The 25200-nt window shown below is 66.1% G+C and carries 24 protein-coding genes; 15 read left to right on the top strand and 9 right to left on the bottom strand.

Features of this window, described 5'->3' with window-relative positions:
• Positions 1-4: 4 nt before the first annotated feature.
• Both QUV18_RS12615 and QUV18_RS12610 read right to left on the bottom strand, forming a co-directional pair.
• Entirely contained in the window at positions 5-850 is an 846-nt protein-coding gene (locus tag QUV18_RS12615) for a fumarylacetoacetate hydrolase family protein (RefSeq protein ID WP_300894288.1), read from the bottom strand.
• Positions 851-884: 34 nt separating this feature from the next.
• Positions 885-1571, bottom strand: a complete 687-nt coding sequence (locus QUV18_RS12610; protein ID WP_281683610.1) for a GntR family transcriptional regulator — start codon at positions 1569-1571, stop codon at positions 885-887.
• A 230-nt stretch (positions 1572-1801) separates the two neighbouring features.
• Between QUV18_RS12610 and QUV18_RS12605 the strand changes: the two genes are divergently transcribed.
• The 9 genes from QUV18_RS12605 to QUV18_RS12565 all read left to right on the top strand — a co-directional run bounded on the left by QUV18_RS12605 (position 1802) and on the right by QUV18_RS12565 (position 11716).
• Positions 1802-2815, top strand: a complete 1014-nt coding sequence (locus QUV18_RS12605) for a TRAP transporter substrate-binding protein (protein ID WP_300894287.1) — start codon at positions 1802-1804, stop codon at positions 2813-2815.
• 230 nt (positions 2816-3045) lie between these two features.
• Entirely contained in the window at positions 3046-4059 is a 1014-nt protein-coding gene (locus tag QUV18_RS12600) for a TRAP transporter substrate-binding protein (protein WP_300894286.1), read from the top strand.
• 109 nt (positions 4060-4168) lie between these two features.
• A complete protein-coding gene (locus tag QUV18_RS12595) occupies positions 4169-4978 on the top strand; it encodes a TRAP transporter small permease (protein ID WP_300894285.1) in 810 nt (269 codons plus the stop codon).
• A complete protein-coding gene (locus QUV18_RS12590) occupies positions 4979-6607 on the top strand; it encodes a TRAP transporter large permease subunit (protein WP_300894284.1) in 1629 nt (542 codons plus the stop codon).
• Positions 6608-6687: 80 nt separating this feature from the next.
• Positions 6688-7629: a phytanoyl-CoA dioxygenase family protein gene (locus tag QUV18_RS12585; RefSeq protein WP_300894283.1), complete on the top strand. Its 942-nt coding sequence runs from the start codon at positions 6688-6690 to the stop codon at positions 7627-7629.
• Between the two features lie 8 nt (positions 7630-7637).
• Positions 7638-9128: a UxaA family hydrolase gene (locus QUV18_RS12580; protein WP_300894282.1), complete on the top strand. Its 1491-nt coding sequence runs from the start codon at positions 7638-7640 to the stop codon at positions 9126-9128.
• On the top strand, positions 9104-10066 hold the full coding sequence (locus QUV18_RS12575) for an NAD(P)-dependent oxidoreductase (RefSeq protein WP_300894281.1): 963 nt from the start codon (positions 9104-9106) through the stop codon (positions 10064-10066). The genes QUV18_RS12580 and QUV18_RS12575 overlap by 25 nt, the downstream gene beginning before the upstream one ends.
• Positions 10063-10785: an SDR family oxidoreductase gene (locus QUV18_RS12570; RefSeq protein ID WP_300894280.1), complete on the top strand. Its 723-nt coding sequence runs from the start codon at positions 10063-10065 to the stop codon at positions 10783-10785. The genes QUV18_RS12575 and QUV18_RS12570 overlap by 4 nt, the downstream gene beginning before the upstream one ends.
• Positions 10786-10804: 19 nt before the next feature.
• On the top strand, positions 10805-11716 hold the full coding sequence (locus QUV18_RS12565; protein ID WP_300894279.1) for a DMT family transporter: 912 nt from the start codon (positions 10805-10807) through the stop codon (positions 11714-11716).
• 111 nt (positions 11717-11827) lie between these two features.
• On the opposite strand, the gene QUV18_RS12560 is transcribed toward QUV18_RS12565, so the two are convergent.
• The 3 genes from QUV18_RS12560 to QUV18_RS12550 are packed head-to-tail and all read right to left on the bottom strand — an operon-like array spanning position 11828 to position 15199.
• On the bottom strand, positions 11828-12628 hold the full coding sequence (locus QUV18_RS12560; RefSeq protein WP_300894278.1) for an NAD(P)-dependent oxidoreductase: 801 nt from the start codon (positions 12626-12628) through the stop codon (positions 11828-11830).
• 3 nt (positions 12629-12631) lie between these two features.
• Positions 12632-13369: an SDR family oxidoreductase gene (locus tag QUV18_RS12555; RefSeq protein ID WP_300894277.1), complete on the bottom strand. Its 738-nt coding sequence runs from the start codon at positions 13367-13369 to the stop codon at positions 12632-12634.
• Between the two features lie 48 nt (positions 13370-13417).
• Positions 13418-15199, bottom strand: coding sequence for an IlvD/Edd family dehydratase (locus QUV18_RS12550; protein ID WP_300894276.1), 1782 nt, complete (start codon positions 15197-15199; stop codon positions 13418-13420).
• A gap of 245 nt (positions 15200-15444) precedes the next feature.
• Between QUV18_RS12550 and QUV18_RS12545 the strand changes: the two genes are divergently transcribed.
• On the top strand, positions 15445-16143 hold the full coding sequence (locus QUV18_RS12545) for an RraA family protein (RefSeq protein WP_300894275.1): 699 nt from the start codon (positions 15445-15447) through the stop codon (positions 16141-16143).
• A 5-nt stretch (positions 16144-16148) separates the two neighbouring features.
• On the opposite strand, the gene QUV18_RS12540 is transcribed toward QUV18_RS12545, so the two are convergent.
• The 4 genes from QUV18_RS12540 to QUV18_RS12525 form a co-directional block, all read right to left on the bottom strand.
• Positions 16149-17234: a hypothetical protein gene (locus tag QUV18_RS12540; RefSeq protein ID WP_300894274.1), complete on the bottom strand. Its 1086-nt coding sequence runs from the start codon at positions 17232-17234 to the stop codon at positions 16149-16151.
• 135 nt (positions 17235-17369) lie between these two features.
• Positions 17370-18266 carry a phytanoyl-CoA dioxygenase family protein gene (locus tag QUV18_RS12535; RefSeq protein WP_300894273.1) on the bottom strand — a complete coding sequence of 299 codons (897 nt, stop codon included), beginning with the start codon at positions 18264-18266 and terminating at the stop codon, positions 17370-17372.
• Positions 18267-18280: 14 nt separating this feature from the next.
• Positions 18281-19201 (bottom strand): NAD(P)-dependent oxidoreductase, encoded by a 921-nt coding sequence (locus QUV18_RS12530; protein WP_300894272.1) that lies wholly within the window; start codon positions 19199-19201, stop codon positions 18281-18283.
• An 11-nt stretch (positions 19202-19212) separates the two neighbouring features.
• On the bottom strand, positions 19213-19974 hold the full coding sequence (locus tag QUV18_RS12525; RefSeq protein WP_300894271.1) for an SDR family oxidoreductase: 762 nt from the start codon (positions 19972-19974) through the stop codon (positions 19213-19215).
• Positions 19975-20091: 117 nt separating this feature from the next.
• Here QUV18_RS12525 and QUV18_RS12520 point away from each other — a divergent pair, with 117 nt between their 5' ends.
• From QUV18_RS12520 to QUV18_RS12500, 5 genes are read left to right on the top strand one after another with little or no spacing between them, the layout of a single operon-like run.
• Positions 20092-21129, top strand: a complete 1038-nt coding sequence (locus tag QUV18_RS12520) for an L-idonate 5-dehydrogenase (protein WP_300894270.1) — start codon at positions 20092-20094, stop codon at positions 21127-21129.
• On the top strand, positions 21123-21719 hold the full coding sequence (locus tag QUV18_RS12515; RefSeq protein WP_300894269.1) for a LysE family translocator: 597 nt from the start codon (positions 21123-21125) through the stop codon (positions 21717-21719). Before QUV18_RS12520 ends, QUV18_RS12515 begins: the two co-directional genes overlap by 7 nt.
• Positions 21720-21749: 30 nt before the next feature.
• Positions 21750-22667 (top strand): dihydrodipicolinate synthase family protein, encoded by a 918-nt coding sequence (locus QUV18_RS12510; protein ID WP_300894268.1) that lies wholly within the window; start codon positions 21750-21752, stop codon positions 22665-22667.
• Positions 22668-22672: 5 nt separating this feature from the next.
• On the top strand, positions 22673-24064 hold the full coding sequence (locus QUV18_RS12505; protein ID WP_300894267.1) for an FAD-linked oxidase C-terminal domain-containing protein: 1392 nt from the start codon (positions 22673-22675) through the stop codon (positions 24062-24064).
• Positions 24054-25196: a fumarylacetoacetate hydrolase family protein gene (locus QUV18_RS12500; protein WP_300894266.1), complete on the top strand. Its 1143-nt coding sequence runs from the start codon at positions 24054-24056 to the stop codon at positions 25194-25196. Before QUV18_RS12505 ends, QUV18_RS12500 begins: the two co-directional genes overlap by 11 nt.
• Positions 25197-25200: the final 4 nt, after the last annotated feature.

Here is a 25200-nt window from a genome sequence, read left to right as displayed (position 1 = left end):
CGTCTCAGTCGGCGGCGACCGTCTCCTGCCGCTGGGTTCCGAGCCCCTCGACGGTCAGCTCCATCACGTCGCCGGGCTTCAGGAAACGCGGCGGCTTCATGCCCAGCCCCACGCCCGAGGGCGTGCCGGTGGCGATGATGTCGCCGGGCTGCAGCTTCATGAAATTGCTCATGTACGAGATGATCTCGGCCACGCCAAAGATCATGTCGTCGGTGTTGGAGTTCTGCACCGTCTCGCCGTTGAGCGAGAGGCTGAGGTCGAGCGCCTGCGGGTCGGCCACCTCGTCGGCGGTGACGAGCCAGGGGCCGGTGGGGCCGAAGGTGGGGGCGGATTTGCCCTTGATCCACTGGCCGCCGCGCTCGGCCTGGAATTCGCGTTCCGAGACGTCGTTTATGACACAGTAGCCGGCCACGTGGCTTAGCGCGTCGGCCTCGCTCACGTAAAGCGTCTCGCGGCCGATGACGACGCCCAGCTCGACCTCCCAGTCGCCCTTGACGGAGTTGCGGGGGATGATCACCGGATCGTTCGGGCCGGACAGGGCCGAGCTGGCCTTGGAGAAGATGATCGGCTCCTTCGGCGGCTGGGCGCCGGTTTCGGCGGCGTGCTTGGCGTAGTTGAGGCCGATGCAGAAGAAGTTCGGCACCGAGGCAAGGCAGGCGCCGATCCGGCCGGGGTTTTCCACCACGGGCAGGCTGTCGAGGTCGAGGCCGCGGATCGCGTCGAGCGCCTCGAGCGAGACGCCGCGACCGGCGAGATCCCCGACCTTGCCGGAGAGGTCGCGCACCTGCCCGTCGGCATCGAGAGCACCCGGCTTTTCCTGCCCCTTCGGGCCAAAACGCAGTAATTTCATGAAGTTGCTTTCCCTCGGGCTGCTGGCCGCCGGATCAGGCGGCCGGTTTGTTGTCGGGTTCGGGAGGCAGGTTTTCCTGCCCGTGTTCGAAGTAGTCGCGCACGTTGATCACCAGGTGTTCCAGATGGCTGTGCAGGTGGCGCTTGACCATTTCCACATCCCGGTCGGCCAGGCCGGTCGCGATGGCGTTGTGCTGTTGCAGCACCCGGTCGCGCGACCGTTTGCGGCTGGCCGACAGGTAGCGCGCGCGCCAGAGCCGGGCGAGGATGGCACCGTGGGTTTCGGCGAGCACCCGGTTGTTCGCGGCGCGCACGATGGTCTTGTGAAACTCCATGTCGAGCTCGAACACGTCAACCATGTCGAGCTCGTCGTAGAGCTGTTCCATGCGGCCCTGGGTTTCGATGATCTCGCGGATCTGGTCGTCGCTGGCGCGTTCGACGGCCAGTTCGCCGGAAAGCATTTCGAGCGAGGTCAGCACCTCGATATTGTCCTCCACCTCGCGCAGGGTGGGCTGGGCGACGATCGGGCTGCGGGCAGGGCGGAGGATGACGAGCCCGTCCTGCGCCAGGATGCGGATCGCCTCGCGCATGGGGGTGCGGCTGACGCCGAGCTCGGCGGCGTTGTCGCGTTCCTTGATCGAAGCCCCCGGCGCCAGCTTGCCGCGCAGGATATCCCGCCGCAGCTGGTTGGCGATCTGTTCTGCCAGAATTCCCTCGGCCATGCCGGCGCTCCACCCTGATCCAGTTTCAAAGGCTTTATAACCCCTTGGAACGTAAGGCCAAGGGAGGTCAAATCAATGAATTTGCAATTTTTGGTATACCAAAATTTGTTGATTGTCGAGGGAGCAATCGGTAGCCTTTGGAGAGATGGTATACCATCTGGGCCGGGGCGCGGGAGAACGCGGCCGGCGAAACCGGTGCTGCCACGGCATCGCCAAGGGAGGAGACAGACATGAAGATCACCAGCTTTCTATTCACGGCCGGAACAGCGGCGCTGATGGCCGCCTCGGCCACGGCCGAGCCGGTCACCCTGCGGGTGCAGACGCATTACGCGACCGAGCATCCGACCGGCAAGCAGCTTGCCGAATGGGCCGATGACATCAACGTCATGTCCGGCGGCGAAATCACGGTAGAAATGTTCTACTCGTCCTCGGTCGTGGCCTCGACCGAGACCTTCGACGCCGCGATCAACGGGATCATCGACTGTGACGCCACGAGCGGCGCCTACCAGACCGGCAAGAACCCGGCGTTCCAGTTCGTGGGCGACATCATGGGCGGGTATGAAACCCCATGGCAGCAATATTCATGGCTCTATTACGGCGGCGGCTACGATGCCGCGCAGGAGCTTTACAACGCGCAGAACATGCAGCTCATCGGCTGGTCGATCTACGGGCAGGAATCGCTGTCCTCCTCGACGCCGATCGCCGGGATGGAGGATGTGAAAGGCTGGAAGTTCCGCTCGCCGCCGGGAATGGAGACGGAGATTTTCGAGAAGCTGGGCGCCTCGCCGATCGTGATGGACTTTACCGAGATCTTCACCGCGCTGGAAACCGGGATCATCGACGGGGCGGACGCCTCGGGCCTCTACAACAACGTCGGGCTCGGCCTCTACGACATCGTCAAGCACGCCACCTATCCGGGCTTCCACTCGATGCCGTCGGACCACCTCGCCTGCAATCTGGACGTGTGGAACGGCCTGACCGACCAGCAACGCCGGATCATCGACACGGCCTGGCAGAAAGTGTCGTTCCAGATCGCGCTGTCGAATGGCAAGAACAACTCGGCCGCCGCGTCGGAACTGCGCGAACAGGGCGTGACGCTGCATGACTGGTCGGAAGAGGACCGCGCGGCCTTCCGCGAGGCGGCGCAGGAATCGTGGGAAGAGTGGGGGGCGCGCTCGCCCGAAGCGGCGGCGATCCTCGAAAGCCACAAGACCTATCTCAAGCAACTTGGCCTGATCGACTGAGGCCGGGGGCGGGGGCGCCATTTGCCCCCTGCGGCGGGCGGGCCCGGACCCGGGCCCGCCCTGGCCGCGGCAGGCCCCTTCGGGACAATTTGGTATACCAAAATTTGTTGATTATCCGAGCACCATTCGTTACCGTCACCAGAGATGGTATACCATCTCTGGCCGCGCGATGGAGGATGAGCGGCCGTGAAACAGGCGCTGCAATGGCACCGCCAAGGGAGGAGAAGAAAATGAAGATCACGAGCTTTCTGATGACGGCCGGCGCGGCGGCGCTGATGGCCGCCTCGGCCACGGCCGAGCCGGTCACGCTTCGGGTGCAGACGCATTACGCGACCGAGCATCCCACCGGCAAGCAAATCGCCGAATGGGCAGATGACGTGCAGGTCATGTCGGGCGGGGATATCACCGTCGAGATGTTCTATTCGTCCTCGGTCGTGGCCACGACCGAAACGTTCGACGCCGCGATCAACGGCATCCTGGATTGCGACGCGACGGGCGGCGCCTACCAGACCGGCAAGAACCCCGCCTTCCAGTTCGTCGGCGACATCATGGGCGGATACGAGACCCCCTGGCAGCAGTATTCCTGGCTCTATTACGGCGGCGGGTATGACGCCGCGCAGGAGCTTTACAACGCGCAGAACATGCAGCTCATCGGCTGGTCGATCTACGGGCAGGAATCGCTCTCGTCGTCCAAGCCCATCGCCGGGATGGACGACCTGAAGGGCTGGAAATTCCGCTCGCCCCCGGGGATGGAAACCGAGATCTTCGAAACCCTCGGCGCCTCGCCGATCGTGATGGACTTCACCGAGATCTTCACCGCGCTGGAAACGGGCATCATCGACGGGGCCGATGCCTCGGGCCTCTACAACAACGTCGGCCTGGGCCTTTACGACATCGTGAAACACGCGACCTATCCGGGCTTCCACTCGATGCCGTCGGACCACCTGGCCTGCAATCTGGACGTGTGGAACGGCCTGACGGACCAGCAACGCCGGATCATAGACACCGCATGGCAGAAGGTCTCGTTCCAGATCGCGCTGTCGAACGGCAAGAACAACTCGGCCGCCGCGGCGGAGCTGCGCGAGAAGGGCGTGACGCTGCATGACTGGTCGGAAGAAGACCGGGCGGCCTTCCGCGAGGCGGCGCAGGCCGCGTGGGATGACTGGGGCTCGCGCTCTCCGGAAGCCGGGGCGATCCTCGAAAGCCACAAGACCTATCTCAAGCAGCTTGGCCTGATCGACTGAGGCCGCAACAGAGCCGCGTGAGGCCCGAAGGCCCGGATGCGCCCCCCGTCGGGCGCATCCGACCGGTGCGGGTGCCAACCAACAAGGAATGACGAGGGAGAGAGCGCGCATGGAGAAGGAAAGCCTCTGGCTCGGACCGCTGCGACAGCCGGTACGTATTGCCATGCTGGTATTCACCGGGATCGTGGTGCTGCTTTACATCTGGCTGGTCGCCAACGCCCTGATATCCGAAACCGCGCTCGGGATGCACGAGATGATCCGGCCGCAGGGGCGCCCGCTGGTCTGGGCGATGCTCCTGTCGATCACCGGCGCCATCCTGTTCGCCGCGCTCTACCTGTCGGATTTCCACGGCCCGCTCGAGAACCGGCCGGGCGGATTTTTCGATATCGTCTCGCTGATCACATCTCGCATGGCGATGATCATGACCGCGCTGATCGTGATCGTGATGTTCTACGAGGTGGTGTCGCGCTACGTCTTCTCGCGCCCGACGCTGTGGGCCAACGAGCTGTCGCTGTGGATCGCGGCGCTGGTGTTCCTGTTCGCGGGGCAATACGCGATGCAGCAGCGCAGCCATATCCGCATCTACGTGATCTACGACATCATGCCCCGCTGGGCGCAGAAGACATCCGACGTGCTGTCGGTGCTGCTGATCGTGGGGTTCACCTTCGCCCTTGTCTGGGGCAACTACGCCGATGCGCAGCGCCGCTTCCTGCGGATGGAGACGTTCGGCACGGCCTGGGATCCGCCGATCCCCGGAACCATCAAGCCGGCGGTGCTGATCATCATCGTGCTTGTGGCGATACAGGCGGTCTCGAACCTGATCGCCGACTGGAACAAGGCGCCCGAGCATCATTCCCCGATGGACGAGATCGACGAGACCGAGATCGAACACATCCGCGAAACGCTGGAGAAGAAGTAGATGGAATTCCTCGAGCTTTTCGCCTGGATGAAGGTGGGCGACGTCGCGACCCTGTCGATCTTCCTGCTGATCGGCATGTTCGTCCTGCTGGCCATCGGGATGCCGCTGGGGTTCGCCTCGGCCTTCCTTGCCGTCGCGGTGATCGTGATGAAGTTCGGGCCGGAGGCGTCGTTCGGGCGCTTCGGCAGCGGGCCGATGTCGGTGCTGGCACAGGCCGTCTACCGGCAGATGACCAACTACGTGCTCATATCGGTGCCCTTGTTCATCTTCATGGCCTCGCTGCTGGAACGCTCTGGCATCGCCAAGGACATGTACGACGCCCTGAACCAGTGGCTGTCGCGGACGCGCGGCGGCATTGCCATCGTCACCTCGATCATGGCGGTGATCATGGCGGCCATGTCGGGGATCATCGGCGGCGAGGTGGTGCTGCTGGGGCTGATCGCGCTGCCGCAGATGCTGCGGCTGGGCTACAACCAGAACCTCGCCATCGGGACGATCTGTGCGTCGGGGTCACTGGGCACGATGATCCCGCCGTCGATCGTGCTGATCTTCTACGGGCTGGTGACCGAGACCTCGATCAAGGCGCTGTTTACCGCGTCCTTCCTTCCCGGCTTCATGCTGGCCTCGTTCTTCATCCTCTACATCATCATCCGCACCAACCTGAACCCGTCGCTGGCGCCCTTGCCGGAAGAGGACCCGACGGCGCCCAAGGGCAAGGAGAAGTTCCTGCGTTTCGTGGGCTTCCTGTCGCGCTTCGCGTTGTGGATCACCGGGTTCCTGCTGCTCCGGGCGGTGTTCTTCACCGTGACCGGCGACAACCAGGTGCAGGAGGGGCTCGAGCCGATCGCGCTGGGGATGGTCTCGGACATACCGTATATCGTGGGGGCCTTCGCCATTGCCGCCGCGCTGATCCTGTTCGTGGTCGGCCGCGAGCGGGCCGAGGAAGGCTGGCAGATGGGCAAGGGCCTTATCGCGCCGATCATCGTGATCGGGGTGGTGCTGGGCTCGATCTACATGGGCATCACCGGCATCACCGAGGCCGCGGGCATGGGGGTGGTGGCGGTCTTCGTCATCGGCCTGGTCCGGCGCGAGATGACCTTCGAGATCGTCTGGGACAGCCTGATGCGCACGCTGAAATCGACCGGCACGATCATCTGGGTCACCATCGGCGCCGCCTCGCTGGCCGCGGCCTACACGCTGGCGGGCGGGCCGACCTACGTGGCCAACATGATCGTCGCGGCCGAGCTGCCGACCATGGGCATCATCCTGGTGATGATGGTGATTTTCCTGATCATGGGCATGTTCATGGACTGGATCGGCATCGTGCTGCTGATCATGCCGGTCTTCCTGCCGATCGTGCTGAAGCTGCCGGTCGAGGAAATCGGGATCTTCGGCGAGCTGGACCCCCGCCAGGTGGCGATCTGGTTCGGCGTGGTGTTCTGCATGAACATGCAGGTGAGCTTCCTGTCTCCGCCCTTCGGGCCGGCCGCGTTCTACCTCAAGTCGGTGGCGCCGCCGCATATCTCGCTGACGGCGATTTTCCGGGGGTTCCTGCCGTTCATCGTGCTGCAGCTTCTGGCGCTGTCGGTGCTGCTGATCTGGCCGCCCATCGTGACGCTGTTCCTCTAGGGCGGCCGGGCTCAAAATCTTCCCGAAGGGGGCGGGCGGGCCCGCCCCTTTCCACGTCCTGACCAGCGCGCGGAGGCGCCATGCTTGACCAATCGCAGATAGACGCGTTCCACCGGGACGGGGTGATCGTGGTGCCCGACGTGCTGCCGCCCGAGGTTCTGGTCTCGGTGCGGGCGGAATATGCGGGCCTGCTGGATACGCTCTATGACGGCTGGCATCGCGAGGGGCGGGTGCCCCCGCCGGAAGGGCGGGATTTCCAGGACAAGCTGCTGACCAGCTACAAGGCCGGCTGCGACTGGTTCCAGCCGATGGACATCTCGCTCCCGGGGGACAAGGTGACGCCCGGGACACCGTTCCATTTCGGCCCGGCGGTGTTCGAGATGATCACCTGCGCCCGGCTGCTCGACCTCGTCGAAGGCCTGATCGGGCCCGAGATCACCTCGAACCCGATCCAGCATGTGCGCCTGAAGCCGCCGGTGGGCGAGTTGCACAAGGACGAGATCCGCGCGCATGTGGGCGGCACCGACTGGCACCAGGATCGCGGCGTGGGGCATGAGGAGGCCGACGGCACGACCATGGTGACGGTCTGGCTGGCGATCACCGATGCCACGGTCGAGAACGGCTGCCTTCAGGCGATCCCCGGCACGCCGCAAATGTACCCGCATTGCCCGAAGAAACAGACGGCGATTGCCGCCGGCTGTCTCGACCTGTCGCAGGCGCGGCCGCTGCCAGTCAAGGCGGGCGGAGCGGTCATCTTCCACCCGCTGACGCCCCACGCCTCGCTCGACAACCGGTCCGACCGGTTCCGCTGGTCCTTCGACATCCGCTACAGCGTGACCGGCCAGCCGACGGGCCGCGCGCATTTCCCCGACTTCGTCGCCCGGTCCCGCGCCCGTCCGGAGACCGAGCTTCACGACTGGCGCACCTGGCGCGAGATGTGGGAGACGGCGCGCGCCCGCCTCGCCGGCCAGCCGCACATCCCCATCCACCGCTGGCGCGCCGACAGCCCCTCCTGCGCGTGAGGACACCCATGAAGACCGTGCAACTGTCCGACGCCGACAACGTGGCGACCGCCATCACCCAGCTCGCCCCCGGTGAGGGCGGCGCGGCCGAGCTGATCCCGCGCGGCCACAAGCTCGCTACCCGCCCCATCCCCCGCGGCGAAGCGGTGCGCAAGTACGCCCAGGTCATCGGCTATGCCTCAACGGACATCCCCCAGGGCGCCCACGTGCACACCCACAACCTCGAATTCCGCAACGTCGACACCGCCTACGAATTCTCCACCAACCTGACACCGGCCGCGCCCGCGACCACCATCGACACCTTCATGGGCTACCGCCGCGCCTCGGGCCGGGTGGGCACGCGCAACTACATCGCCGTCCTCACCTCGGTGAACTGCTCGGCCACCGCCGCGCGCATGATCGCCGACCACTTCACCCCCGAGCGGCTGGCGCCCTATCCCAATGTCGACGGCGTGGCCGCCTTCGTGCACGGCACCGGCTGCGGCATGGCCGGTTCGGGCGAGGGGTTCGAGGCCCTGCAGCGGGTCATGTGGGGCTATGCCCGCAACCCCAACGTGGGCGGCGTGCTGATGGCCGGGCTGGGCTGCGAGACCAACCAGATCGACTGGCTGGTCGAGGCGTTCGGCCTCACGCCGGGGCCGCTCTTCCAGACGATGAACATCCAGGACGTGGGCGGCATCCGGAAGACCGTCGAGGCCGGCATAGCCAGGATCGAGGCGATGCTGCCGCTGGTCAACGAGGCAGAGCGCGAGCCGTGCCCGGCCTCGGAGCTGATGGTCGCCCTGCAATGCGGCGGCTCGGACGCGTGGTCGGGCATCACGGCGAACCCGGCGGTCGGCCATGCCTGCGACCTGCTGGTCGCGCAGGGCGGCACCGGCGTGCTGGCCGAAACGCCCGAGATCTACGGGGCCGAACACCTGCTGACAGCGCGGGCGGCCAGCCGCGAGGTGGGGGAGAAACTCATCTCCCTCATCCGCTGGTGGGAGGATTACACCGCCCGCAACCACGGCAGCATGGACAACAACCCCAGCCCCGGCAACAAGAAGGGCGGGCTGACAACCATCCTCGAAAAGTCGCTCGGCGCGGCCGCCAAGGGCGGCACCACGCCCCTCACCGGCGTCTACAAATATGCCGAACCGGTGACGGCCAGGGGCTTCACCTTCATGGACAGTCCCGGCTACGACCCGGCCAGCGTGACGGGCCAGATCGCCAGCGGCTGCAACCTCGTGGTCTTCACCACCGGGCGCGGCTCGGCCTTCGGCTCGAAACCCGCCCCGACGCTGAAGGTGGCCACCAACAGCCAGATGTACGACCGGATGACCGAGGATATGGACGTGAACGCCGGCCGTATCCTGACCGAGGGCGCCAGCGTCGAAGAGGTCGGGCGCGAAATCTACGCCGCCTGGCTCCGGCTGGCCTCGGGCGAGGTGTCGAAATCCGAGGCGCAGGGGCTGGGCGATCATGAATTCGTGCCGTGGCAGATCGGCGCGGTGATGTAGGGCGCGCCGCCCCGCGCGGGCGGCGCCATGAAAGGGAGGACAACATGAGCAAGCCGACAATCGGGTTTATCGGGCTGGGGCTGATGGGCCGCGCCATGGTGGGGTGCCTGCAGGATGCGGGCCATGACGTGACCGTGCTGGGCAACCGCGACCGGAGCGGGATCGAGGAGGCGGTAAAGCGCGGCGGCAAGGAAGCGGGTTCGGCCAAGGAGATGGCCGAGACCTGCGATATCGTGATGCTGTGCGTGGGCACCTCCGAGCAGGTCGAGCAACGGATCTACGGCGAGGATGGCGTGCTGGCCGGCGCGAAGGAGGGGCAGGTGGTGATCGACTTCGGTACCTCGCTGCCCGCCTCGACGTTGAAGATCGGCGCCGACCTGGCCGAAAAGGGTGCCATCTATCTCGACGCGCCGCTGGGCCGCACGCCGGCCCATGCGAAGGATGGCCTCTTGAACATCATGTGTGCGGGGGACGAGGCGGCCTACGAACAAGTCAAGCCGGTGCTCGACGTGCTGGGCGAGAACGTTTTCCACCTCGGCAAGCTGGGCAACGGGCACACGATCAAGCTGATCAACAACTTCTTCGCCATGACCACCGCCACCGCCATGTCCGAGGCCTTCGCCGCGGCGGATGCGGCCGGCATCGACCGCGAGGCACTGTTCGGCGTGATGTCGGCCGGGCCGCTCAAATCGGGGATGATGGAGTTCATCCGCAATTATGCCGTCGACGGGAAGATCGACCTTGCCTTTTCGGTTGCAAACGGGGCCAAGGATGTGGGCTATTACCGGCAGATGACGGCGGACCTGGGGCTGGAAAGCCGGATGTCGACCGCCGCGGATGCCACGCTGCGCGAGGCGCGGGATGGCGGCGATGGCGGGATCATGATCCCGGAAATGGTGGACTGGATGGGCAAGCATCTCGGGGGTGGACGATCATGAGGTTGAAGGGCAAGCGGGCCTTCATCACCGCCGCCGGGCAGGGCATCGGCCGCGCGAGCGCCGCGGCAATGGCCCGCGAGGGGGCGCACGTGATCGCAACCGACCTGAACGGCGACCTGCTGGGGGGGCTCGAGGTGGCAGAGTGCTTCGCGCTCGATGCGCTGGACAAGTCGGCGCTGTCGAAGGCGGTGGGCGAGGCGGCGCCGGATATCCTGGTCAATTGTTCGGGCGTGGTGCATTCGGGAACGGTACTGGATGCCACGGACGAGGAGTTCGACCTTGCCATGAACCTCAACGTGCGGGCGCATTTCCACGCGATCCAGGCGGCGGTGCCGGCGATGCTGGAACGCGGGGCGGGGTCGATCGTCAACATCGCCTCGGTCTGTTCCTGTATGCGGGGCCTGCCGAACCGGTTCATCTACGGCACCTCGAAGGGCGCGACGATCGGGCTGACCAAGCAGGTCGCGGCGGACTACATCACGCAAGGCATCCGCTGCAACTGCATCGCGCCGGGCACCGTCGACAGCCCCTCGCTTCAGCAGCGGCTGAAGGATACGGGCGATTACGACGCGGCGATGAAGGCCTTCGTGGCCCGCCAGCCCATGGGCCGGCTGGGCGAGGCCGAGGAGATCGCCGATCTCGTGGTCTACCTCGCCAGCGACGAGACGCGCTACATGACCGGGCAATGCGTGGCCATCGACGGCGGGATGACGATGTGACCGGCCTGCGGATGATGCATTGAGCCTGCCCAAGCCAAGGGAAGAGCGCACCGCCGCCGGGGTGCTGACCATGTTCTTTGCCGTGGTCTTCTTCACCTGCATCGACAGTTCCGCCAAGTGGCTGACACTGGCGGGGTTGCCGGTGATGCAGGTCGTCTTCGCGCGGTATTGCGGGCATTTCGTCTATGCCGCCCTGGTCTACATGCCGCAGGAAGGGCTGTCGGCCTTCCGCTCGCGGGCGCCGCTGAAACAGGTCTTGCGGTCGAGCTTCCTGTTCGGCTCGACCGTGTGCAACTTCTTCGCGCTGCAATCGCTGCCGATCACGGTGACCACGACGATCACGTTTGCCGGGCCGATCGTGGTGACCCTGCTGGCCATTCCGATCCTTGGCGAGAAGGTGGGCCTGCGCCGGATCGCGGCGGTCTGCACCGGGTTCGTGGGCGTGCTGGTGGTGATGCAGCCATGGGGGGCCGAGTTCCACCCGGCGATGCTGTTTTCGCTGGCGGCCCTGGCGATCGCCTCGCTCTATTTCATCATGACGCGGATGCTGGCCGGGGTGGAGACGATCGCCACGCAACAGCTCTGGTCGTCGGGGATCGCCTCGGTCGTGCTGGCGCCGGTCGCGGCATCCGTCTGGGTCTGGCCGGACAGCGGCACGGAATGGCTGGTGATGTTCCTGATCGGCGGGTTCGGCATGACCGGGCACGTGCTGGCCACGATCGCGCATCGCTGGGCCGATGCGTCGATCCTGGCGCCGATGGTCTACAGCCAGATCTTCCTCGCCGCCATCGCGGGGATCGTGGTGTTCGCCACGTGGCCCACCGTCTGGACGCTGGGCGGGGGCGTAATCATCATCGGCTCGGGCCTCTATATCTGGCACCGGGAACGGCAGAAGTCCGGGGTGGTGCGCCGGGACACGCGGGTGCCCTGAGCGCGGGGCGCCCATCGCGTCGGCAAAAGCACCGACGTAATACCGACAAAATACCGACGTGATACCGACGTTGGACTCGCTGAAAAACCGGGGGTGTTGGCCCTGAACGGGTCAGTCCTCGAAATGCCCCGCCTTGGCGAACTTTCCACCCTGGTAGATCACCTCCGGATCGCCCGGATCCTGCGCCGGATCATCGGCGAACAGGTGGGCGAATTGCGCCGAGCTATCCTGTGGCTGCCAACCGAGATAGGTGGTTTCGGAATTGTCCCACCAGCTTTCCGCGTTGTCCGAAACCCCGTAAACAATGGGGCATCCAAGCCTCGGCCCCTCCAGCATCACCCCGATCAGCCGCAGCATGTCGGCCGACGACATCCACGTCGCCAGCATCCGCCGATCCTTCGGTTCTGGGAAGCAGGACCCGATGCGCAGGATCAGCGTCTCAATGCCGTACTTGTCCCAATACATCCGCGCCAACGCCTCGCCATAGGCTTTCGACACGCCGTAATTGCTGTCGGGCCGAATGGGGGAGGATGCGGTGAGCCTTGTTTCACGGGCGTGAAAGCCGATCACGTGGTTTGAACTGGCGAAGAGGATGCGCTTGGCGCCTTCCTTCCGAGCGGCCTCGTAGAGGTGATAGGTGCCGTCTATGTTGACCCGGTGGATGAGGTCGGCACGGTTCTCGGTCGAGATGCCGCCGAAATGCAGGATGGCATCGCAGCCCTTGACCATGGACCGCACGGCGTCGGCATCGGTCAGGTCGCAGGGGGTGATTTCCTCATGTGACGCCGGTTCGCCGAGGTCGGCGACATCGGAAAGGCGCACGGTCTTTGCATACTCGGCCAGCCCCTCGCGAATCTGCTGGCCGATGGTGCCGGCGGCGCCGGTCATGAGCAGGCGGTTGGTCTTTCGCATGGCTTACCCCCGTCCGATATAGGGCATGTTGGTGGCCATGACGGTCATGAACTGCACGTTGGCATCCAGCGGCAGGCTGGCCATGTGCAGGACCGAGCTGGCCACCTGTACCACGTCCATCACCGGTTCCACCGCGATGGAGCCGTCGGCCTGTGGCACACCCTCCGTCATCTTGGCGGCCATCTCGGTGAGGGCGTTGCCGATGTCGATCTGGCCGCAGGCGATGTTGAAGGGGCGCCCGTCGAGGCTGATCGAGCGGGTCAGGCCGGTGATGGCGTGTTTCGAGGCGGTGTAGGGCGAGGAACCCCAGCGCGGCACATAGGCCGAGACCGAACCGTTGTTGATGATCCGGCCGCCCTGCGGATCCTGCCGACGCATGATGCCAAAGGCGGCGCGGGCGCAGATGAAGCTGCCGGTCAGGTTGATCTCGATGACCTTGCGGAACTCCTCGACCGGGATTTCGTCGATCGGGGCACCGGGGCGGCCGATGCCGGCATTGTTGAAGATGGCATCGAGGTGGCCCCAGTCTTTCGCCGCGCGGTCGAAGGCCGCCTCGACCTGCGCCTCGTCGGTGACGTCGCAGGGCAGGGAAAGGGCGTTCTCGTGCCCGTTCGCCGTCTCCTCCAGCGCCTCGGCGCGGCGGCCGACGAGCCCCACGCGCCAGCCGGCGTCAAGAAAGGCATGGGCGGTGGCGCGGCCCACGCCGCCGCCGCCGCCGGTGATGATGATGGTCTTGGACATGGCTTTTCTCCCGTTGGGCCGGGCGGCCGGGCCACCCTGCCGCGTGGTCTAGTGGTTGTCCCTCGGCAGGTCGCGGCCGACCTTCTGATAGGCGGTTGCCAATTCGAGACAGCCGCCATTGGCAAGCTGGCCGACATGGGTGCGGTAGATCTCCTGCCACGGGGTCTGGCTTTTGATCTCGGGCGCCTGCCACGCGTCGATCCGGGCCTGCCACTCGGCCTCGTCCACCAGCGCATCCATGCGCGAGGCGTTGAGGTCGAGCCGCACCATGTCGCCGGTCTTGAGATAGGCCAGCCCGCCGCCCACCGCGCTTTCGGGCGAGGCGTTGAGGATCGAGGGGCTTTCCGACGTGCCCGACTGGCGCCCGTCGCCCACGGTGGGCAGGTGGTGGATGCCCTGCCGGATGATCGCGTCGGGCGGCTGCATGTTCACCACTTCCGCCGCGCCCGGGTAGCCGACACAGCCGACACCGCGGATGAAGAGGATGGTGCGCTCGTCGATGCCGAGCCCGGCATCGTTGATCCGGTCGTGGTAATCCTCGGGCCCTTCGAAGACCACGGCGCGGGCCTCGAACACGTTCTCGTTGCCGGGTTCGGACAGGAACCGCTTGCGGAAATCGTCGGAGATCACGCTGGTCTTCATCAGGGCGGAATCGAACAGGTTCCCGGTCAGCACCTTGAAGCCCGCGTTCTTGCGCAGGGGGGCGTCGTAGGTGGTGATGACATTGTGGTCCGCGCTTTCGAGCCCGGCGAGGTTCGTGCCCATGCTTTGGCCGGTGGCGGTCATCACCCCTTGGTGGATGCGGCCCGCGCGGACCAGCTCGGCCATCACCGCCGGCACGCCGCCCGCGCGGAAGAAGCTTTCGCCGAGATATTCGCCGGCCGGCTGCATGTTGACCATGAGCGGCACGTCGAAGCCGATGGTCTCCCAGTCCTTCACGTTCAGGTCGACGCCGATATGGCGGGCGACGGCCTGAAGGTGGGGCGGAGCGTTGGTCGAGCCGCCGATGGCCGCGTTGACGATGATGGCGTTCTCGAAGGCCTCGCGCGTCATGATGTCGGAGGGCTTGAGGTCTTCGTAGACCATGGCGACGATGCGCTTGCCGGTCTCATAGGCCATGGCCATCCGTTCGCGGAAGGGCGCCGGAATGGCCGAGTTGCCGGTCATCGACATGCCGAGCGCCTCGGCCATGGCGTTCATCGTGCTGGCGGTGCCCATGGTGTTGCAATGGCCGAGGCTGGGCGCGGAGGAACAGACGCGGCTCAGGAACTCGTCATAGTCGATCTCGCCCGCGGCCAGAAGGCGGCGGCTTTCCCAGACGATCATGCCCGATCCCGCGCGCTTGCCCTTCCACCAGCCATCCAGCATCGGGCCGCCGTTGAGGGCGATGGCCGGCAGGTCGACCGTGGCCGCGCCCATCAGCATGGCGGGCGTGGTCTTGTCGCAGCCGGTGGTCAGCACGACCCCGTCGATCGGGTAGCCGTGCAGCACCTCGACAAGGCTGAGATATTGCAGGTTCCGGTCGAGCGCGGCGGTGGGCCGCTTGCCGGTTTCCTGGATCGGGTGGACGGGAAACTCCATCGGGATGCCGCCCGCCTCGCGGATGCCGGCCTTGATGCGGTCCATCAGGAAGACGTGGATCTTGTTGCAGGGCGCAAGGTCGGAGCCGGTCTGGGCGATGCCGATGACGGGCTTGCCGGACTGAAGCTCTTCGCGGGTGAATTCCTGGTTCTGGTATCGCTCGAGATAGAGCGCGGTCATGCCCGGGTTGTTCGGGTTGTCGAACCATTCCTGCGACCGGAACTGCTTGTTCGCGCGTGTGTCAGACATCGAGCCAATCTCCCAAATTCGGCGTTCGCTGGCGTCAGGCGAACACGCCTCTTGTGACAGCATTCCCATTTGGTATACCAAATGCAAGGGCAAAGCGCCCTGATTTGAAAGGCATCCGGAGGAATCTTGCGTCCCGTGACGCGGGTTTGCCGGAAATGCCGGGCGTCGCGCCGGAAACGGTGCGGCGGAAAGGCGACGTGCGTTGATGCGACGGCGCCTTGCAGTTTGAAGAACGGAGACCCACGATGATCGAAGAACCGCCCGTATTGACCCTGCGCCGGAGTTTCCCGCGCCCTTCTGCCGCCCAGATTGCCGCGTTCAAGGGCGTGCCGACCGGGTTCGTCTGTGATGCGATGGGCGGGCAGGGGGCGTTGAGTTCCGACATCCAGCCGATCGGCGGCGGGCGGGATATCGACTGTCGCGCCATAGGCCCGGCGCTGGTGGCCGACAACGGCCCGGCGGAAATCCTCGCGACGATGGGTGCGCTGCATATTCTCGAGCCCGGCGACATCATCGTGGCGGCGGTGCATGGCCACCGGAATTGTTCGGCGTCAGGCGACCAGTTCTGCGGCATGATGAAGAACAAGGGGGCGGCCGGGTTCGTGACCGATGGCGAGATGCGCGATTACGAGGGGATCGTGGAGGTCGGGCTTCCGGCGTGGTGCACCGGGCTGAGCCCGAACTCGCCCTATTCCAACGGGCCAGCAAGGGCGGGGTTCGGCGCCGTGATCGGCGGCGTGCGGGTCGAGAGCGGCGATCTGATCGTGGCCGACCGCAACGGCGTGGTCGTGGTGCCGCTGGCCGAGATCGACCGCGTCATCGAGCGGCTGGCAAGGGTGCGGGAGCTGGAAAACGGGCTCGAGGCGAAGGTGCGGGACGGATTCTGCCAGATGGCGGCCATCGAGGAGATGATCGCCGATGGTCGCGCGGTGATCGAGGATTAGGCGGATCAGCCCGGTCTACGGCGCGATATAGGCGATCGAAGCGGGAGCATGGAGGCGAGACGGGGCAGGGCGCCGGTGACCGACGCCGCGAACCGGCCGGGCGACCGGGTGTCGTCCTGCCAGTCTTCGGCGGCGAAGGGCTTGCCGGCGCGTTGCTGGAATACCTCGCGGCCGAACGCCTCGAGGTCGTCGAAGCTGGTAAAGGTCACGGTTGCCGGGCCATCGGGCTGCTCGGATGGGAAGCGCTCCTGCATCCGTTCTTCCATCCAGAGGCGGTCATCCGCGATTTCGGCGGCATCGGCACCGAAGAACTCCGGCGCCAGCGTGGTGCGGCGGCCCGGGATCGTCGTCAACGCCCGGACCATCCTGCCATTTGCCGCGAGCGCCCGGCTGGAGGACAGGGCGAAGCCGGCATGCCTGCGAAACAGGTACAGGAGTGCCGTGGCCTCCGCCGACATCGAGCTGTTGACCCTGACATCGGTGGCCGTGTCCGTCTCCACACCGGTCCAGTTGCAGAAATCCGCGACGAGGTTCCGGCGCACATCTGCCGGGCGGCTGTACATCCTCGTCTTGACCGCATCGCGCCCGAAGGCCTCGTCGAGGTTGGCGATCCGCAGCCGGAAATTCGGCAGCAAGGCGCGGGGTCTCGGCACGTCGCCGGTTTTCAGGCTTTGCTGCAGCATGCTGGCCGCATAGCTCATCGGGTCGCGGACATAGCAGTGCACGTCGATCTGCGGGAAGAAACGGCTGAAGAATTCCCGGCACGCCCTCAGTTCCGGGGGACGGCCGCGATAGACGCGTTCGGCGGAGAAGATGAACAGGTCGTCGCTCGATCCTTCGATTTGCCGGGTCAGAGCCTGTTTCTCCCGCTCGCGCCAGTCGGCACAGGTTTCCGCCGACAGTTCACGCTGGCGGAAAACCCAGTCCGCTTCCGGGCGCCTGGCGAACAGCAGGACGAACAGCGTGGAATGATTGGGGTGATCCCACCCGAAATAGGTCGCGTTCTTCAGTCTGGCCCTGTCGAGAAAGGCTTGGATCGAGGAACTTCCGGTCTTGAACATGCCGGCGTGGAGGACGAGGCGTCTAGGCATGCCCGGCCGATCTGGCCGCGCTGTCCGGCGATGGAGTTACTGGCACTGAACGCTCCGGTAAGACGAGATTGCGGCTTTGGCGGACTATTGTCCAAACCGGCCGGAGGGGCAATCAACCGGACATAATGCGGGCCGTCAATCCATGGCAAAGGCGCTGCGGGCGCCCGCCGATTCCTGCGTTCGGAAGATCGAGTCGGTATCGGGCGCCGGGGGCAGGGGCATGGTGACTGGCACCTGTTCCAGCCGGGGTTTAAGGCAGGGTTTGCCGGTAATCGTGCGGTCCTGAAGATCCTCCCAGAACTTCCGCTGGCCGAGCGCGTGGAAATAGGAATTCGCGCCGAGAAGCGGCCAGGCGTCGGCACTGGCGCATTCGTAGAACAGGATCATCCGTGCCCGGTCGCTCCGGTTCGGGGCGGAGCCGTGCAGGAGGCGGGCGTGATGTACCGTCATGCTGCCGGCCTTGCCGGTGAGGGTGACGATCTTCTCGCGGTCGAAGGCCGGGTCGTCGGGGTCGATGGCACCGGCGAAGACGCCGTTGGACGTATGGTCGAGCACCGGCCCGCGATGCGTGCCGGGGATGACCATCAGGGGCCCGTTCGCCTCATCCACGTCTTCAAGCATCAGGCCGAAGGCGAGCAGCTCGTCATTGGTGTGGGGGTAGAAGGCCCAGTCCTGGTGCCATTCCACCGCGCGCCCGCCGCCGGGGGCCTTGGTGTTGAGCTTGGAGGTCAGGATCGTGGTGTCGGGGCCGAGCAGGTCGTTGAGCACCTGCGTCATGGTGGAGTTGCGCAGCACCTCCCAGAAATACGGGTCCTGCTTGTGGGGGATCTTGATGCGGGTCAGGCGGGGGCTGTCGGGGCCGTGACCCTTGTCGAGGTCGTAGACATCGTTGCTTTCGCTGACCGTGCGGGAGGCGTCGATCAGCCTTGCAGTGATGGCACGCAGGCAGTCGAGCTGGTCGGGCGTGACCGCGTTCTCGACCATCAGGTAGCCGTTCTCGGCGTAGAAATCCCGTTGCGCGTCGCTCAGCATCGTGTCGCCCTCCCTCAGCGGCCCTTCTTCACTTCGGCGTCCATGTCGAGGCCGTTCAGCCGGCCCACGTGATCCGACAGCATCGGCACGTAATCCTGCCCGGCACCCACTGCCTCGGCATGGGTGAAGTAGTGTTTCGCCGCCGCGGCCATCACGTTCATCACGCCGGCATCGGTGGCCATGGCGTTCACGTAGCGGATGTCCTTGGACATGTTGGCGATGGTGAACTTGTGGGCGTCGCGGTCGCGCTCGCAGACATAGGTCATGAAGGTTCCGAAGAAGCCGCTGCCGAGGCGGCTGGGGCCGATCACGTCGCGGAAGGTGTGGGGCGAGATGCCGACCTTGGCGCCGAGCGCCGCGGTTTCCGAATAAAGCGCCGCGTAGGCCGCGCCGAGGAAGTTCATCAGCAGTTTCATCTTGTGGCCCGAGCCCGTCGGCCCGATGCGGGTGATGGTGCCGGCCCAGCAGTCGATGACCGGCGAAACGGTGGCGAAATCACCCTCGTCGCAGCCGACCATGGCGTCGAGCTTGCCTTCCTCGGCCTCCTTGGGGGTGCGGCCCAGGGGCGCGTCGACCATCTTCACGCCCTGCGCTGCCATCTCTTCGGCCAGTGCCATTGTCGAGACCGGGTCGGCAGTGGTGGTGTCGATCACGATCAGCCCTTCCCGCGCGCCGGCGAGGATGCCGTCAGGCCCGCGGATGACGGCCTCGACCTGTGGCGAGCTCGACAGGCAGATATGGATGATGTCGCAGTGTTGGGCCATTTCCTTCGGGCTCGACGCTTCCTTCGCGCCCTTGCTGACAAGGCTTTCGACGGGCTCGCGGTTGACGTTGCCCTTGACCCAGAGCGTGTAGCCGCCCTTGAGGATGTTGCTGGCCATGCCGTGGCCCATCAGGCCCACGCCGATGAAACCGATGACGGGTTTGTCGCTCATGTTCTCCTCCCTTAAAGGCTGGCCGTGATGCCGCCGTCGACGAACAGCGTGTGACCGTTGACGAAGCTCGCCGCGTCGGAGGCGAGGAAGACGCAGGCGCCGACCAGTTCCTCGACCTTGCCCCAGCGGCCTGCGGGGGTGCGTTTCTCGAGCCATGTGGTGAAGTCCGGGTCGGCGACGAGGGCGGCGTTGAGCGGCGTGTCGAAATAGCCCGGCGCGATTGCGTTGCAGTTGAGCCCGTGTTTGGCCCAGTCGGTCGCCATGCCCTTGGTGAGGTTGGTGACGGCGCCTTTCGACGACGTGTAGGGCGCGATGCCGGGGCGGGCGAGCAGGCTTTGCACGCTGGCGATGTTGATGATCCGGCCCGATTGCCGGGCGATCATGTGGCGGGCGGCGGCCTGCCCCACGTAGAAGACCGAGTTCACGTTGGTGCGCATGAGGCGGTCGAAATCCTCGGGCGGGAAGTCTTCCAAAGGCGTGCGGTGCTGCATGCCGGCGTTGTTGACGAGGATGTGGATCGGGCCGGTATCGGCTTCGTATCGGTCGATGGTGTCACGGGCGGCGGTGGCGTCGGTCACGTCGAAGGACAGGGTGTCGACCTCGGCGCCCTCGGCGCGCAGTGTCTCCGCCGCCTCCTTCAGCCGGTCGGCATTGCGGGCGTTCAGCACAAGCCGGGCCCCGGCCTGAGCCAGCCCGCGCGCCAGGGCGAACCCGATGCCCATGGAAGAGCCGGTGACGAGGGCCGTATGGCCCGTCAGATCGAACAGTTGCATTCATCCTCCCTGCGGCGCTCGAAAGGGAAATTCGCATTCCCGGTCGAACGCGCCTTGAACAAATGGTATACCATTTTTATAACGATGCAAGCGGAACCCCTGGGAGGACGGTCTGCGATGACAGCGCTCTACGCCCATGCGGCGAAAGACCTGCGCGTTGAGGCGTGCGACGCGGCCGACCCGGAACCGGGGCAGGTGACGGTGCGGGTGAGTCGCGGCGGGATCTGCGGGTCGGACCTGCATTATTTCAACCACGGCGGGTTCGGCACGGTCAGGTTGCGGGAGCCGATGATCCTTGGGCATGAAGTTGCCGGGACGGTCGAGGCGGTTGGCGAGGGGGTCGAGGGGTTCGACCTCGGTGATCTCGTGGCGGTGTCGCCATCGCGGCCTTGCGGCAGTTGCGGCGAATGCCTGCGAGGGCTGCCGAACCATTGCCTGAACATGCGGTTCTACGGCTCGGCCATGCCGTTTCCCCATGTGCAGGGCGCGTTCCGCGAGGTGCTGGTGGCGGAGGCGGCGCAATGCGTGCCGGCCCACGGTCTGACCCCGGCCGAGGCGGCGATGGCGGAGCCGTTGTCGGTGGCGCTGCACGCGGTGCGCCGGGCGGGGGAGATGCTGGGCCGACGGGTGCTGGTGACGGGCTGCGGGCCGATCGGGGTGCTGGTCATCCTGGCCGCGCGGCGGGCCGGGGCGGCGGAGATCATCGCAACGGATATCGCCGAGAACGGGCTGGCCTTTGCCCGGGCGGCAGGGGCGGATGTGGCGTTGGATACGTCGCAGGACCCCGAGGCGCTGGCGCCTTACGTGGCGGGCAAGGGCTGCCTCGACGTGTTGTTCGAATGCTCGGGCGCCGAAGAGGCGCTGGCAGGTGGCATAGCGGCGCTCCGGCCGCGGGGGCAGGTGGTGCAACTGGGGCTTTCGGGCGACATGCGGCTACCGATGATGCAAATCACCGCGAAGGAATTGTCGCTCATCGGGTCGTTCCGGTTTCACGAGGAATTCGCCGTGGCGGTGGACCTGATGCGCAAGGGGCTGACCGACGTGGCCCCGCTGATCACCCACAGCTTTCCGCTGGCCGAGTTCGAGGCGGCCTTCGCCACCGCGTCGGACCGGGCGCAGGCGATGAAGGTGCAACTGGATTTCACCGCATGCTGACATTCGCCGCCGCCGTCTTCTTCCTGATCATCACGCCGGGGCCCGGGGTGATGACGACGGCCGGGTTCGGGGCGGCCTACGGGTTCAACGCCTCGCTGCGCTACGTGCTGGGGCTGTTCATCGGCACCAACCTGGTGATGCTGGCGGTGATGACGGGGCTCGCGGCAGTGATCCTGTCGGTGCCGTGGCTGCGCAACGTGCTGATGTTCGCGTCGGTCGCCTACCTGCTGTACCTCGCCGGGCGCATCGCCTTTGCCGGGGCGAAGGTGGCGTTCATGGAGGCGAAATCGCCCCCGGGCGTGCTGGGCGGGCTGATGCTGCAGGCGATCAATCCCAAGGCCTATGCGGTGAACACCTCGCTGATCAGCGGGTTCGACTATGCGCCCGATGCCTTCCTGTTCGAGATGATCTCGAAGGCGCTGATCATCAACACGATCTGGATTCCCATCCACCTGGCGTGGCTCTGGGCCGGGGTGTCGCTGCACCGGCTCAACCTGTCGGACCGCACCCAGCGGACGATCAACATCCTGATGGCGCTGTCGTTGCTGGGGGTGGTGGCGCTGGCGCTGTGGTCGGCGTCGCGGGGGTAGAGTGAGAGAGCAGGACATGAAGGAGAGCGCATGACTCAGAGGACGTATTCCGGCATCTGGCCGGTCGCGCCGACACCGTTTCACGAGGACGGACAGGTTGATGGCGAAGGGATGAAGCGGGTGCTCGACTGCATGATCGACCAGGGGGTCGACGGCATCTGCATTCTTGCCAATTTCTCGGAACAGTTCCTGATTTCCGATGCGGAGCGGGAGGCGCTGACGCGGCTGTCGTTGGAGCATGTGGCGGGGCGGGTGCCGGTGATCGTGACGATCAGCCATTTCGCGACGCCCATCGTGGTGGAGCGGGCGCGGTTTGCCAAGGAGCTGGGCGCCGATATCGTGATGATGATGCCGCCCTATCACGGGGCTCTCTTGAAAGGCACGGCCGAGCAGACATTCGAGCAGTTCCGGGCCGTGGGCGAGGTGGGTATCCCGATCATGCTGCAGGATGCGCCGCTGTCGGGTGTCGACCTGCCGGTGCCGCTTCTGGTGCGGATGGCGCGGGAGATCGAGATGCTGAAGCTGTTCAAGATCGAATGCCCGCAGGCAGCGGCCAAGCTGCGGGCGCTGATCGCCGAGGGGGGCGCCGACATCGAGGGGCCGTTCGACGGGGAGGAGGCGATTACCCTTCTGGCTGATCTCGATGCGGGGGCGACGGGGACGATGACCAGTGCGATGATTCCCGACCTGATCGGGCCGGTGGTGCGCGATTTCCTTGCCGGCAACCGGCAGGCGGCGATTGACGGTTATGCCAGGGTGCTGCCCGCCGTGAACCACGAGAACCGGCAATGCGGGTTCAGGTCTGCCAAGGCGGCGATGGTCGAGGGCGGCGTGATCGCCTCGGAATTCTGCCGCCATCCTATTCCGCCGCTGCATCCGGACACGCGGGCGATGCTGATGGAGTTGTTGCGGCCGCTCGACCCGATGGTGCTGTCATGGGGGAAATGAGGCCCATGGAGACCGCTCTGCCGGAGTTGGAGGCCGTTCTCGGAGACCGGTTGGTCACGTCGGAGGCCGACCGCACCCTGCACGGTCAGAACGAGACCTACTACCCCGTCACGCCCCCCGACGCGGTGGCCTATCCGGAGAGCACGGAGGAGGTGTCGGCCATCCTGCGCCACTGCAACCGGCATGGCGTGCCGGTGACGGCCTATGGCGCGGCGAGCAGCCTTGAGGGGCAGCACCTGGCGACGCAGGGCGGCATCAGCCTCGACATGAGCCGGATGGGCGGGGTTCTGGCGGTCAATGCGGAAGACCTCAACGCCGTGGTCCAGCCCGGCATCACCCGCAAGCGGCTGAACGAGGAGTTGCGGGCGACGGGGCTGTTCTTTCCGGTCGATCCCGGCGCAGATGCCAGCATCGGCGGGATGGCCGCGACGCGGGCGAGCGGCACGACTGCCGTGCGCTACGGCACGATGCGCGAGAACATCCTCGCGCTGGAGGCGGTGATGGCGGATGGCACGGTGATCCGCACCGGCAGCCGGGCAAGGAAAAGCTCGACCGGGTATGACCTGACTCATCTGCTGGTGGGCTCGGAAGGGACGCTGGGGATCATCACCGAGCTGACCCTGCGGCTTCAGGGTATTCCGGAAGCGATCAGCGCGGCGACCTGCCGGTTTCCGTCGGTCGAGGACGCGGTGAATTGCGTGATCCTGACGATCCAGTCGGGTGTGCCGATGGCGCGGATCGAACTGCTGGACGAGATGATGGTGCGGGGGTTCAACCGGTATTCGCAGGCCGACCTGCCGGAGGAGCCGCATTTGTTCCTGGAGTTCCACGGCTCGCCCGCGGCCGTGGCCGAGCAGCGCGACGCCTTCGGCGAGATTGCCGCCGAGTTCGGGGCGGATGGCTGGAAGACCGCCGATACCACCGAGGAGCGCAATGCCCTGTGGGAGATGCGGCACAAGGCGCATTACGCCTCGGCCGCCTTCGGCAAGGGCGGACATATCTGGCCCACGGATGTCTGCGTGCCGATCTCGCACCTGGCCGAGGCGGTCTTGCAGGCGCAAAGGGATGCGCAGCGGCTGGGCCTGACGGCGACGATCGTGGGGCATGTGGGGGACGGGAATTTCCACGCAGGGCTGAGTGTTGACCCGGGGGATGCGGACGAGATGGCCCGTGCTGAAGAGTTCACGCAGGCGCTGGCGGAAACCGCGCTGCGGCTGGGCGGGACGGTCAGCGGCGAGCACGGGATCGGGCTGGGCAAGCAGAAATACATGACGGCCGAGCATGGGGCGGCGCTGGCCTACATGCGGGCGATCAAGGCCGGGTTCGACCCCAACAACATTCTCAACCCCGGCAAGCTTCTGCCGCCGGGCAACCGGGAGATTTCGGATGGTTCCTGACGACGGCAAGGCGACACTGGTCGGGCGAGTCTGGCGGCCGGGGATCGGGCCGGCGGTGGTACGGCTCGATGGTGAGGAGGTGGTCGACATCACCAGCCGGGAGATCCCGACGATGCAGGCGTTGTTGGAGGCGGATGATCCGGCGGAGACGGCCCGTGGGGCTGCGTGCGAAATGGTCTGCACGCTTGCGGAGCTTGAGGCGGGATCGACCGAGGATGCCGGGGCGGATGACCTGCGGTTGCTGGCGCCGCCGGATTTGCAGGCCATCAAGGCTGCGGGCGTGACCTTCGCCGAGAGCATGGTCGAGCGGGTGATCGAGGAGCAGGCGGCGGGCGATGCCGACCGGGCCGAGGCGATCCGGGCGCGGGTCAAATCGGTGATCGGCGACAGCCTGTCGGGGATCGAGCCGGGGTCGGACGCGGCGATGCAGGTGAAGGCCGTGCTGCAGGAGGAAGGCTTGTGGTCGCAATATCTCGAGGTCGGGATCGGGCGGGATGCGGAGGTGTTCACCAAGTGCCAGCCCATGGCCTCCGTCGGGACCGGGGCGGCGGTGGGGCTGCACCCGGTGTCGAGCTGGAACAACCCCGAGCCGGAGGTGGTGCTGGCGGTGAATGCGCGCGGTGCGGTCGTGGGGGCGACGCTGGGCAATGATGTGAACCTGCGGGACGTGGAGGGGCGCTCGGCGCTGCTGCTGGGGAAGGCCAAGGACAACAATGCCTCCTGTGCGCTGGGGCCGTTTCTGCGGCTCTTCGACGGGGGCTACGGGATGGCGGATGTGCGCAAAGCCGAGCTGACCATGCGGGTCGACGGCGAGGACGGGTTCGTGCTGGAGGGCCATTCCTCGATGACGAAGATCAGCCGCGACCCGGCCCAGATCGTGGCCCAGACCATCGGGGCGCATCACCAGTACCCGGACGGCTTCTTCCTGTTCCTCGGCACCATGTTCGCGCCGGTCAAGGACAGGGGCGCGCCGGGGCAGGGGTTCACCCACAAGGGCGGCGACGAGGTCACGATCAGCGAGCCGTCGCTGGGGGCGCTGAGCAACATTGTGCGGCTGTCGACCGAGTGCCCGGACTGGGTGTTCGGTACGTCGGCGCTGATGCGGAACCTGGCGCAGAGGGGGCTATTGTGACGGC

The organism is Roseovarius sp., from assembly GCF_030373445.1.
GTDB lineage: Bacteria > Pseudomonadota > Alphaproteobacteria > Rhodobacterales > Rhodobacteraceae > Roseovarius.
The sequence above is the reverse complement of the archived record's forward strand: the minus strand, read 5'-3'. Positions and strand labels throughout refer to the sequence as shown.